Origin of the sequence: Pseudomonas alliivorans (genome assembly GCF_017826695.1) — a bacterium.
GTDB lineage: Bacteria > Pseudomonadota > Gammaproteobacteria > Pseudomonadales > Pseudomonadaceae > Aquipseudomonas > Aquipseudomonas alliivorans.
The window spans coordinates 907,541-920,048 of record NZ_JAFFZW010000002.1; the positions used below are offsets into that span (position 1 = coordinate 907,541).

At 61.8% G+C, this 12,508-nt stretch carries 10 protein-coding genes; all 10 read left to right on the forward strand.

All coding sequences use genetic code 11. The features are described 5' to 3' along the window. Positions 1–2: 2 nt before the first annotated feature. The 10 genes from JTJ32_RS08650 to JTJ32_RS08695 all read left to right on the forward strand — a co-directional run bounded on the left by JTJ32_RS08650 (position 3) and on the right by JTJ32_RS08695 (position 12,475). Complete coding sequence (locus JTJ32_RS08650) at positions 3–932, forward strand: FHA domain-containing protein (RefSeq protein ID WP_210041781.1); 930 nt, start codon at positions 3–5, stop codon at positions 930–932. Then, complete coding sequence (locus JTJ32_RS08655; protein ID WP_184323355.1) at positions 932–2,287, forward strand: FliI/YscN family ATPase; 1,356 nt, start codon at positions 932–934, stop codon at positions 2,285–2,287. Before JTJ32_RS08650 ends, JTJ32_RS08655 begins: the two co-directional genes overlap by 1 nt. Then, positions 2,274–2,738, forward strand: coding sequence for a type III secretion protein (locus JTJ32_RS08660; protein ID WP_210041783.1), 465 nt, complete (start codon positions 2,274–2,276; stop codon positions 2,736–2,738). The genes JTJ32_RS08655 and JTJ32_RS08660 overlap by 14 nt, the downstream gene beginning before the upstream one ends. Beyond that, complete coding sequence (locus tag JTJ32_RS08665; protein WP_099227959.1) at positions 2,735–3,295, forward strand: type III secretion system HrpP C-terminal domain-containing protein; 561 nt, start codon at positions 2,735–2,737, stop codon at positions 3,293–3,295. The genes JTJ32_RS08660 and JTJ32_RS08665 overlap by 4 nt, the downstream gene beginning before the upstream one ends. Before the next feature lies 1 nt (position 3,296). Next, entirely contained in the window at positions 3,297–4,361 is a 1,065-nt protein-coding gene (locus JTJ32_RS08670; RefSeq protein ID WP_210041785.1) for a FliM/FliN family flagellar motor switch protein, read from the forward strand. Then, positions 4,358–5,011 carry a type III secretion system export apparatus subunit SctR gene (gene sctR / locus JTJ32_RS08675; protein ID WP_004885168.1) on the forward strand — a complete coding sequence of 218 codons (654 nt, stop codon included), beginning with the start codon at positions 4,358–4,360 and terminating at the stop codon, positions 5,009–5,011. Before JTJ32_RS08670 ends, sctR begins: the two co-directional genes overlap by 4 nt. Before the next feature lie 14 nt (positions 5,012–5,025). Next, positions 5,026–5,286 (forward strand): type III secretion system export apparatus subunit SctS, encoded by a 261-nt coding sequence (sctS, locus tag JTJ32_RS08680; RefSeq protein ID WP_004885167.1) that lies wholly within the window; start codon positions 5,026–5,028, stop codon positions 5,284–5,286. Between the two features lies 1 nt (position 5,287). After that, complete coding sequence (sctT, locus tag JTJ32_RS08685; protein ID WP_210041786.1) at positions 5,288–6,085, forward strand: type III secretion system export apparatus subunit SctT; 798 nt, start codon at positions 5,288–5,290, stop codon at positions 6,083–6,085. Positions 6,086–6,109: 24 nt separating this feature from the next. Next, positions 6,110–7,195 carry a type III secretion system export apparatus subunit SctU gene (sctU, locus tag JTJ32_RS08690; RefSeq protein ID WP_210041787.1) on the forward strand — a complete coding sequence of 362 codons (1,086 nt, stop codon included), beginning with the start codon at positions 6,110–6,112 and terminating at the stop codon, positions 7,193–7,195. 114 nt (positions 7,196–7,309) lie between these two features. Beyond that, positions 7,310–12,475 (forward strand): AvrE-family type 3 secretion system effector, encoded by a 5,166-nt coding sequence (locus JTJ32_RS08695; RefSeq protein WP_210041788.1) that lies wholly within the window; start codon positions 7,310–7,312, stop codon positions 12,473–12,475. Positions 12,476–12,508: the final 33 nt, after the last annotated feature.

Here is a 12,508-nt window from a genome sequence, read left to right on the forward strand (position 1 = left end):
CCATGGAAACCGACAAACTTTACGAATTGCGGGTCCTGACCGGGCTGCATCGCGGCGCAGCATTGCCCCTCAACGGCGAGCAGTGGAGCATCGGCTCGTCCAGTGGTGCAGACCTTGCGCTCTATGATCCGGGCATCAAGGACCGGCACTGCATGCTGCGACTGGTCGACGAGACCTGGTCGCTGGCCAGTAGCGAGGGGCCGGTGACCGACAGCGAAGGCCACAAGGTCGAAGCGATCAGCCAACTGGAGCCCGGCACGCCGTTCGCCGTCAACGGCGTGTGGCTGTCGGTAATCAGCGCCAACACCGAATGGCCTGCCGAGGATGAAGAAGAACCCCCTCAGGCGGCAGAAGAATCCGAGCCGCAGTCCTCAATGCTCAGCGCCGAGCGCGACGCACAACCGGTCAAGCCCCCCCGCTCACTGCTGGGGCCAATGCTGCTGATCGCCTCGTTGCTGGTATTCGTGGGCGCGTTGATGTGGCTGCTCAAACGCGAAGAGCCTGCGCCGCCCGCGCCGCAGAAACCATCCCGGGTCGTACTCAAGGACACCACCGAGGTCAAGAACGTACTGCTCAAGATGCTCACCGAGCGCGAACTGCAGAAGCGGGTCACGATTGCGGAAGAACAGGGCAAGCTCTTTCTGCACGGCGACTTTGACAAGGACGATCTGCTGCAGTCCACCTCGCGCATGCTGTTACGCTTCGAACGTCAGTACAACAGCCCGATCCAGGTCCTGAACGCCCTGCCCACCGCAACCGCAGAGCTGCCGTTCACCATCATCCAGATCAGCAATACCCGCTTGGCAAGCATCCTGACCAGTGATGGCCGGCGGCTGTTTCTGGGCGACGAAGTCGATGGTATGCGCTTTGTGGACATCAACGAGCACAAGCTGGTGTTCGAAGGCGAACGTCGTGTCGAGGTGAGCTGGTGATGGACGCCGCGCTGGCACGTCTCGAGTCCTGGCGTCAGGCCCAGAGCGAGCGTTTGTCGCACTGCGCCCCGGTGCAGATCCGCGGCCGGATCGCTGGCGTCAACGGCATTCTGCTCAACAGCTACATGCCCCGGGCGAGAATCGGCGATCTGTGTGAAATCAGCCGTGCCGATGGCAGCGAGGTGATGGCGGAAATCGTCGGCTTCGACCGGCAACACACGTTACTGGCTGCGCTGGGACCGCTGGACGGCATCGCGATAGGCGCATCGGTCAGACCGCTGTTTCAACCGCACAGTCTGGTGGTGGGCGAGTTTCTTCTGGGCGCGGTACTCGATGGCTTCGGCCGCTCGCTCAGTGGCGACGGCCCCTCAGCCTTTGCCCTGTCCGGCGCCGTGGGTGCGCAACCGGTGATCCGCGATGCCCCGCCCGCCACCGAGCGTCCCAGAATCGATGCACCGCTGTCCACCGGGCTGCGCTCCATTGACGGCCTGCTGACGCTGGGTGAAGGACAGCGCGTCGGTATCTTCGCCGGTGCCGGGTGCGGCAAGACCACCCTGCTGGCGGAAATGGCGCGTAACACGCCGTGCGAGGCCATCGTATTCGGCCTGATCGGCGAGCGCGGTCGTGAACTGCGCGAATTCCTCGACCATGAACTGGACGAAGAACTGCGCCAGCGCACCGTGCTGGTGTGCTCCACCTCGGACCGTAGCAGCATGGAGCGCGCCCGGGCGGCGTTCACCGCCACAGCGATTGCCGAAGGCTTTCGCCAGCAGGGCAAATCGACCCTGCTGATCATCGACTCCCTGACCCGTTTCGCCCGGGCGCAACGGGAGATCGGTCTGGCCAGCGGCGAACCGGCCGGACGCGGCGGCCTGCCACCCTCGGTCTACAGCCTGCTGCCACGCCTCGTGGAACGCGCCGGCCGCACCCACGATGCGGCGATCACGGCGCTGTATTCGGTCCTGATCGAGCAGGACTCGATGAACGATCCCATCGCCGACGAGGTGCGCTCGTTGCTCGACGGCCACATCGTGCTTTCGCGAAAGCTGGCCGAGCGCGGCCATTACCCGGCCGTGGACATTCTCACCAGTCTCAGCCGGACCATGAGCAATGTGGTGGGAACCGAACAGGTCCACGGTGCCACACAGGTACGCAGACTGATGGCGGCTTATCAGCAGGTAGAAATGCTGATCAAGCTGGGCGAGTACCAGCCGGGTAACGATCCGCTGACCGATTTTGCCGTGCAGTCCCGTGACCAGATCATGGGCTTTCTTCAGCAGTCGCTGCGTGACCCGGTGTCGCTCGATGAAACCCTGGACCACCTCATACAGGTAACTGCCGATGTCCCACGATGAACATGATTCGCAGGATTCAGCCAACGACGCGCAACTCAATGGCCTTGGCGAAACGCTGGACGTTCTGGCGCCCATTCGCCGCCACAGGCTGACCCTGGCCGAACAGGCGTGGCGACGCCAGAGTCAGGTGCTCGACGCCCTGCACGCCCGTCTGGTGAGCATGACCGCCGAGCTTGAGGCGCTGCGTGAGAGTCACCGCAACTCTCGCATCGAACAGCGCGAACGGCATGCCCACCGCGCACTGCCGCTCAGTGAGATGAACGACTGGCTGGCCGCCGAGCGCCAGGCGATCCGGCAGATCGAACGCAGTGAAAAACAGCTCAGTGACCTGCGGCATGAACACCAACAGCAAAAGCTCTGGGCCGAAGACAGCCAGCGCGAACTGCGAAAACGTCAGCGCGATGTGGAGAAGCTGGACTTCCTCGTCGATCTGGCGCGGGAGGCCTCATGACCGCAAAGCCTGCCCTGCACAAACCGATACCGCCGCGCCCGCCGGAACCCAAGCCTCGTTCGGCCGGCAATACCGGCAGTGAAAGCCCCCAACCAACGACCCGGTTCGAGCGTCGCGAGCATGAGCCCAGCGAAACCCGTCACGAAGGTGAACTGTTCGAAGCCATGATGAGTTCGTCGAGCGACATCGGCTTCTGGGGCGGTGGCGACCTGCAACAGACACTGCCCGATCCGTGGCGCGACGGTGAGCGACAAGGCGGACATGCCGGTACGCCGCCCTCGCCCGTGACGCCCTTGTGGGACCCGCTGATCGAACCTATCGAAGAACACCTCAACGCCGACGACCAGATGCCGATGGAGGCGACCTTCGAACTGCCCGAGCTGGGCAAGGTGGTCGTGCAAGTGGTACCGCGCGCCGACGGGCTGGACATCGCATTGCGTTTTGCCAAGGACATTGCCCTGCAGCGCTGCCAGGAATATCGCGAGGCCAGTCGGGAATGGCTCAGCCAGCGACTCGGCCGCCGCATCCGCCTCACTCTCGGACAGGCAGACCAGTGACATGAACGCACACGCACTTGATCTACGTGCCGTCAGCAACGCCGAGGCCTGCGCCCGGCAAAGGATCGGCAGCGGCCTGAGTCTGCCGTTCGAACTGGATCAGCAGCAAGGCTGGCTGGACCTGCGCTTGAGCGCGTCACCGAACAAGGCACGCCATGAAAGCCAGCTGGACAGCGCAGCCGGTGCCTTGCGACTGACCGAAGCTGAAGCCCTGCTCGGCCTGCTGTCCAGTTGCCCGGCCCTGATGCCGCAAGCCGACCCGGCCAACGATGAACATCACTGGTACTGGCAGCTGTACAACCACTACCTCAGCCCGGAGCTGCAAGACTTGTTCGGCGACCTGCAACCTCTGGACACACCGCCGACGCCGGGGCTGGACTGCCTGCTGCAGGCACGGATCAATGGCCTGCGGGTCAGCGCACGCCTGTCAGCGGCCCCTGAGACGCTGCTCGACCTGCTCGACCGGGGCCAGTGGCAGGCCGAATCCTTGTCCATGCCGTGGCAATGGCCGATCAGCGTGCCGCTGCTGCTCAGTCATCTGCACCTGAGCCCGTCGCAACTGGCCAGCCTACGACCGGGCGATGTGCTGTTGCCTGATCACTCGCTGTTTACACCGGACGGCCAGGGCACGCTGCAACTGGGCGCGTGCCGCCTGAGTCTGGCCCAGACAAACGCCGATGCCCTGTGCTTCACCCTAACCGAACTGGAGCAAATCCCCATGAACGCCACGATCGACCATTTCTCTGCCTCCGACAATCATCCTCTGCATCTGGACGATATCGACGAGCACGACAGCGCCCACGAAGCAGACAGCGCTGAGGCTAACGACAACGATCTGCAGCGCTTCAACGATCTGAGCATGGCGCTGACGGTACGTGCCGGCAACCTCTCGCTGAGCCTGGGGCAATTGCGCTCGCTGGCTGTGGGTTCGGTGCTGACCTTCAACGGCTGCACGCCCGGCCACGCCATGCTGCACCATGGCGAGCGGGTGCTGGCACACGGCGAACTGGTCGACGTCGAAGGTCGCCTGGGTCTGCAGATCACGCGCATGGAAGCGCTGCGGTGAACCTGCAGGATGCCAATCCACTGACGCTGGCCCTGTTTCTCGGCGCGCTGTCACTGGCGCCCCTGCTGATGATCATCTGCACCGCGTTCCTGAAGATCGCCATGGTGCTGCTGATCACGCGCAACGCCATTGGCGTCCAGCAGGCGCCGCCCAACATGGCCCTGTACGGCATCGCCCTGGCGGCCACGCTGTTCATCATGGCGCCGGTGTTCAGCGAAATGGGTGACCGGGTCAAAAAGCTGCCCGAGCACCTGGACACGTTCGCGGCCATGGAAAGCGCCGGCAAGCATGTGGTGGAGCCGTTGCGCACCTTCATGACGCGTAACCTGGACCCCGACATCCAGACCCACCTGCTGGAAAACACCCAGCGCATGTGGCCGAAGGAAATGGCCGACAAGGCCAGCCGCGACGACCTGTTGCTGGTGGTACCCGCCTTTGTGCTGTCCGAGTTGCAGGCCGGTTTCCAGATCGGCTTTCTGATCTACATCCCGTTCATCGTCATCGACCTGATTGTCTCGAACATTCTGCTGGCGCTGGGCATGCAGATGGTTGCCCCGATGACCATTTCGCTGCCGCTGAAAATCCTGCTGTTCGTGCTGGTGGATGGCTGGACGCGCCTGCTCGACGGACTCTTCTACAGCTACATGTGATCGTGCGAGGCACTATGGAAACCCTGACGCTGTTCAAGCAGGCGATGATGCTGGTCGTGGTGCTGTCTGCGCCGCCCCTGATCGTGGCCGTGGTCGTCGGCGTCATCACCTCGCTGCTTCAGGCGGTGATGCAGTTGCAGGATCAGACCCTGCCGTTCGCCATCAAACTCGTCGCCGTCGGACTGGCGCTGGCGCTGACCGGGCGCTGGATCGGCATCGAGTTGATGCAGTTGGCCTACCTGTCCTTCAGCATGATCAGCCAGACGAGGGCCTGAGATGTTCGAGCCCGCGTTCAAAGAGCTCAGTGAAACGATCATTGCACTGACCATCGGCATGGCGCGCCTCTACCCCTGCCTGTTTCTGATTCCGGCGTTTGCGTTCACCGAACTCAAAGGCATGTTGCGCCACGCCATCGTGCTGGCGCTGGCGCTGATTCCGATGCCGGCAATCCGCATCGGGCTTGCCGGGCATGAACTTGATTGGCTGGACCTCTGCGCCCTGCTGCTCAAGGAAAGCGTGATCGGCCTGTTGCTCGGCCTGTTGCTGGCCATGCCGTTCTGGCTGTTCGAATCGATCGGCTGCCTGTTCGACAACCAGCGCGGCGCGCTGGTCGGCGGGCAGATCAACCCGGCGCTGGGCGACAACACGTCGGAGCTGGGCCACATGCTCAAGCAGGTACTGATTCTGTTGATGATCCTCGGCGGCGGCTATGCCAGCCTGACGCAGATCATGTGGGACAGCTACCTGGTGTGGCCCGCAACCCAATGGGTGCCAGTGACCGGAGCAGCCGGTTTCGAGGTGTACCTCAAGCTGGTGGCCAGTACTTTCCGCTTCATGGTGCTCTACGCCGCGCCGCTGGTGGGTCTGCTGCTGATGATCGAATTCGGCATGGCGATTCTGAGCCTGTACAGCCCGCAGCTTCAGGTGTCGACCCTGGCAATGCCTGCCAAGAGCCTGGCCGGTCTGTTTTTTCTGGTGCTGTACATGCCCATGCTGACGCTGCTCGGCGAAGGTCGCCTCGCCGATCTGAGCGACCTGCGGCACCTGCTGCCGCTGATGCTGCACACCCCCTGAAGCCTGCCTGCCGGACCTTGAGCCATGAGCGAAAAAACCGAAGAACCCACCCAGAAAAAGCTCGACGACGCGCGCAAGAAGGGTCAGGTCGGGCAAAGTCAGGATGTACCCAAGCTGTTCATTTTTGCCGCGCTGATTGAGATGATTCTGGGTCTGGTGGACGGCGGCATGTCGCGCCTCAAGGCCTTGATCGCACTGCCCTTGACCGAACTGGACCGGCCGTTCAACGCGGCGCTTGGCGAAGTGCTGACCAAGGCGGGCTGGGAGCTGTTGCTGTTCATGTTGCCCGTGCTGGGGATTGCCGCCGCCATGCGGCTGGCGGGTGGCTGGGTGCAGTTCGGTCCGCTGTTCGCGACCGACTCCCTGAAGCTGGATTTCGAGCGCCTGAACCCGATCAACCAGTTCAAGCAGATGTTTTCTTCACGGCAGTTGTTCAACCTGTTCAACAGCCTGTGCAAGGCGGTCATGATCACCTGCGTGCTCTACGTGCTGCTGCCTCCGGCGCTGGGTGACCTGATCGGTCTGGCGCGCACCGATCTGGACAGTTACTGGATGGCGCTGGTCGAGCTGTTCACTCACCTGTCACGAACCTGCCTGGGGTTGCTGCTGGTGCTGGCAGCGCTGGACTTTGCGCTGCAGAAATACTTCTTCGTCAAAGGCCAGCGAATGAGCCACGAGGACATCCGCAAGGAATACAAAGAGTCCGAAGGCGACCCGCACATGAAGTCCCATCGCAAGGCGCTGGCCCGGGAAATCACCGATCAGCCCGGCAGTGCGGCACCGGCCAGGGCACCGGTGGAGGACGCCGACATGTTGCTGGTCAACCCGACGCATTTTGCCGTGGCCCTGTTCTATCGTCCGGATCAGACGCCACTGCCGCGCATCATCTGCAAAGGCCGTGATGCCGAAGCCCGGGAACTGATCGAGCGCGCCCGCGAGGCAGGTGTGCCGGTGGTGCGTTTTGTCTGGCTGGCGCGAACGCTGTACCGCGAGAACGTCGGCCAGTTCATCCCGCGCGCCACCCTGCAGGCAGTGGCCCAGGTGTATCGCCTGCTGCGGGAAATGGACGAGCAACTCAAGGGCGATGTGATAGAAATGCCGCATTACTGAGGGCGCGGAACCAGTTCGGCGCGCACTCCACTCAGGGCAAAGGAATCCTTCCTTTTACAGCCCGGACATCCATCGCGAGGTTGTCCTGGCCAGCCATGACATTGGAGAACCTCAATGCTTCCAATCAACAACGCGCCCGTGACCGGACAGGTTCATGGCGCAACCTCCCAGGGTCACAATCCACACGGGCTGGAGCAGCGCCCCGAGCCGCCGACCCAGCGCGCCTCGGTGTCTGTCGTTCAGTTGGGCAAGCAACCGGTACAAGTCCCGGTGACGCAGCACCTCGATACCCCCCCGCGCACCTTAGGCTCGACACCCGGCGCTTCGACGTCGGCTACTGCGCCGGAGCAGGTCGCACCGACACTGGATGCCGACGATATCGCTCATGTCAGCTCGGCTCGACGCCAGCCCGGTACCCGTTCGTCCTCCACGGCCAGCGAGCGTCCGACAACGGCGCTGCAACGGGAACTGTCGTTCAAGGACTGGCTGCCCGGGCAGGAAAATACGCCAGCGCGGGCCGACCATCAGTCCAGCCCGCCTCGATCGGGCGGCAGTACGCCCGCACCGATACAAGGCCGTGCTTCGACTGGCACGCAAGACGCGTCTCCACAACCTCAGTTGACGCGCAGTGCCGCCGGCAACGCCGGGACCTTCCGGATGGAGAACGGCAACCTCGAGCGCAACACACCCGCTGTCAACCTCATATCTCTGGACGCCAAAGGCCGACCAGACTTCGATCATTTCATTCCCTCAGCGCTGGGTAACCTGCTCAAGGACCGGCTGGCCCAGCCGGGAAGGAGCTATCTGGCCAAGAATTCGGAAAGTAACTGTGATCAAGTGCTGCTCGAGCCCAAAGGGCATCTCGTGCAGATAGCCCAGACCGACACCGCTCTGGCGCTGCTTCGCAGCAGCAAACCACTGAGTGTTCCCCCTGGCAGCAAACCCAACAGCCTGGAACTGCAACGCGAAGACCATTCGGTAAACATTGCCGGCCGCGACAGCGGCGTTCAGTCACTGCCGGACAAGGCCCATATCGCTCATCTGAGCGGTGCCCATCTGGACAGCAGCGGAAAGCATCTGCGGCTGCAGGACGAGAAGCTCTACGAACTGCACCCGGCAACCGCGACCTGGTCCCCCAGCGAAGACAGCAAGGAGACCACGTTCAGCCACCTTGCAACCCAGGGCGATGGCAAGGTTTATGGCCGGACGGGCGATACGCTGGTCAACCTGTCCAGCACCGAAAAAAACAAGCCGGAAATGAAGCTTGAAGGGCTGACGGCACACTCGGTCTCTCCGGACGGCACCGTGGCCATGCTCGCGGGCAAGGACACCCAGACCCTGCAGCTGGGCGAAATGGGCAAGGTGCCCGACATGCACCTGACGCTCGAACTCAATGACGGCAAATCCGAAGCCAAACATGTCGGCCTGACCCGTGACCGCCTGTTCGTCGCCGACGCCGAAGGCCAACTCTACAGCGCTGCGCGAAAGGACCTGAAAAGCGAAGACGGCATCCTGCACCTGCAACCCGAGAAACACTATCAGCCTGAAGACTCGCCACTGGGCAAGCGCCAGCAGGTCACCGGCTTTTTGAGCGGTGAAAACGGTCAGTTGCACGCGTTGATCAAGAACGATATCGGCGACACCCACAGCCACACCCTCGACGAAGCGAATTCCAGCCTGCGCAGCGGCTGGAACATGACGGATGTGGTGGTCGTCGAGAACAGGCGCGGCCTGCCCGAAGGCAAGGTGCCAACGCCGGAAAACACCTTCGACCTGGACCGCAACGGCCGGGTAGGCGTGGTGGACAACCGTGTGCAGAAATGGGATGCAACCACGGAAGGCTGGAAGGACACCGGCGTCAAGGGCATCGATCAGTTGCAGCGTGGCGCCAACAGCAGCGCTTACGTTCTCAAGGACGGCAAGATCTCCGAACTCAAGGTCAGCCCCGAATACACCAAGACTTCGTTGAGCGGCACTCACAACCTCAACCAGCCGACCCGCTCGACCAAGGTTGAAATGGGCGATGCCATCGAAGGCCTCGATGACCGCGTCATCAAAGCCTTTGCCATGCTCAACGACAAACAGTTTGCCGCCGTCGATGATCAAGGCCGCCTGACGGCCCATCACAAGACTGGCGAGCCGACCGAGCTGAGCCGCAAGGATCTGTCCGGCGAAGTCGCCTCGCTGACCCTGGACGAGAATCACAACCTGCACGCCACAACCACCGCGGGCGAGTTGTACTTCATGGCCAAGGACGACTGGCAGGCACCGGAATCGGCCCCCAAGCCTGACGCCAAATGGCAGAAAATCGATACGCCCGGCAATCGCCCGGTGGACAGTATCCGCAAGGAGGACAACAACACCGTCAGTGTGAAACTGAAGGATGGGGCGCCTGACGAGGGCTCCTTCGCCCTCAAGGACAAGAAGTTCCAGCCGATGGAGCCGCGCAAGGAGCCGGAGAACGGTTTGAACAACCTGTTCGGGCGACTGGATGATGGCTCGAAAAACGTCAAGATTTTCGGAACCGGCAACACGTTGAAAATCAGCAGCACCCTGGCGGGTCGCAGTGACACCTCGCTCAGTCACAAGTCGAGCGTACGAGAGTTCATTCCGGCTCACATTGTGAAGCCCGACCTGAGTATTCCTCGACCGATCATGAACGGCTTCTACCACATCCAACATCGGATCAAGGGCCGCGAAGGACTCCAGGAGGTGTATCAGGCAGAGGCACCTGTGTTCAAGGAACTGACCGAGATCAAGAATTCGTCGAGCCCCGCGCCTCAGCCTGGTCAGACCTTGAAGGAGCGTATCTCCCGCCTGGATCTGGGCCCGGAAGGCAAACAGCTGGTCGAGGATATGGAAAAGCTGCGTGATGATCTGGAAAACCACAGCCACGGAGTGGTCCAGCAACTGGGTCAGAAGACAGGCGTGCTCAACCTGCACGGCGAATTCATCAAACCCGAGCGCAAGCCGACAGAAGCCCAGATCGCAAAAGCGGCACACGCCAAGCCGGTCAAGAATGACCTGGCCGCCGATGTACAGGGCGCATTGAGCAAGGTTGCACCCTCCTCCGAAAACCCGGCCGGCGTCCTGCTCAAACGCCTCAATGACAACGGCATGAAGCTCAAGCACCTGGACGGCGATACGTCTCCCGATCACCGGCGCAGTCAGAGTGACAAGCTCGCCTTGAGCAAGGCACGTCTGGCGCTGGATGTGGTGACGCTGGACAAGGTAGGCAAGCTGATCGACAAGGCCGAGACGCGCAATCCTGAAGTGGATAACGCCACCCATTTGAAAGCGCTCAAGACCGAGCTGAACGCAATCAACAAGCAGTACAACGACAACCCCGTCAAGGTCGTGACCGAAATGGGGTTCAGCGGGCACAAGCAGCTGGAAGACGGCTACGACAGCATCAAGTCGTTTCTCAACGGCTTCAAGGACCCGACTCACGCCACCAGTGTGAACATGCGCGCGGCGATGGGTGCGACGAGCCAGGCGGATCTGGCCGACAAAATGAAAAGCGCGCTCAAACACCTTGAGCACCCTGACGATGAAATTGCCATGTCACGCAGCTATGGCGTCACTGCGACGACCCCGTTCATCAGCCTGGCCAATATGGGTGCAGGCCCCTGGCCCAGCGCTTCGCTCGGCGTGGCACGCAACTACGCGTTCAATGCCGAGCGCGGTGACAAGGGCGTGACGGTCTACATGTTCCACGAAGGCGGTGTCAGCGGCAGCGCGGGCCTGGGCGGCGGTCAGAGACTGGTGCCCAACTTCGGTGAGTACAACATCAATGATCAACGGGGCTTTGTGGCCCTTCGCCTTGGCGGCGACGGCACGTTACAGGGGACCGGCATGTCGCGCAGCGGCACAGCCTTCACCGTGCCTGACGAAAAAATCGACCAGTTTGTCGACGATCTGTTTGGCGGCAAGGTCAATGCGCTGGACGTACTCAAGAACGGCACGGCTCACGAAGCGCACTCGATGAAGCGCTTCAATGCAGATGCAACCGGTGGCGTGGGTGTTGAGCTTCGCGTCGAGCTGGGGCTGAGCGATCCCAATGAAAAAGAGTGGACTGCGGGCGCCCGGGCAGGCATCGGTGCCAACATCAACCTTAACCTGGCCACGTTTACCAAATACTCGGCGACCCAGGAAAATGACAAGGGCCTGCTGGACGAAAAATCCAATAACCGGGTACGCCTTGCCAACTCGGCCGGTGTCACCGCCTACGCACGTGCGCAGATCAACCTTGGCCACACCGATCAGACCGCTGCAGCGCAGCCGGCAACGACCACCCAGCCTTCAGCTGCAGCCCCGACGCCTGCTGCAGTGGCACAGCCGGGCGCGCAGGCCTCCGCATTCGGCCCCAACGCGACGGTCACTGCCTCAATCGATTCCAGAACCACCAAACGCACCAAGTTCCAGACCAAGGAAGGGGTGGCCATGACCACTGCGGAACTGACGAAGCTGAGCAAACAGCTGGACGGCGCGTTCAAGGACAAGCCAACGCAAAAAGAGCTGACGCGACTGGCGGACGCGAAACAACCCGAGTACGCAGACAAAACGCCGAAAGAGAAAATCCAGGCACACCTGGATGGGCTCAACACGCTTTTCAAGGAACGCCCTTCGAATAACAGCGCGCAAAAAGCTGCGCTGCTGGCCCTGAGCCGTGCAACGACCAAACACGATTCGGCTATCGATAAACATTCGGTGCTCGATAACGCCCGTCATGAAAGCAACTACACCAACCTTTCGCGTCTGGATGAGCAAAGTGTCGCCTCGAAAATCATGAGCATGCTGGGCAGTCTGCACTCTCCGAGCAACGCCGAGAACATTGCCCAACTGATTGCCGAGGAGCCCAACCTGAAGTCATTGATCGGCCAGATGAAAGCCAGCCCCGGCACCATGGCACGGGTTCGTCTGGAGCCCAAGGACGAGATGATGCAGAAAGTCGACCAAGGCACCCGCGACGGCAGCATCACCCAAAAGGAAATCATCGGCATGCTCAATGACCGTGACAACCTGCGGATCAAGGCCATCACGGTGTTCAAGCTGGCGGGTCAGTCCGACGGTTTCACGACCCCGACGCCTCTGCTGAGCGCCAGCAGCTCGGCGGCAGTCAACGTCAACAAGACGCTGGCCAAGATCAACTTCAACTACGGGGAAGATCAGAACAGGCCGAGCAGCTTCAGCGTGGACGGTGAGATGTCTCGCCCGACCAAAGAGGTTATCGCCACGGCGCAGGCCTTGAAAAAGGACGGGATGGAATTCAGGGCCTGACGCGCCTGGGTGTCAGTCAAACGTCTGTTGAAC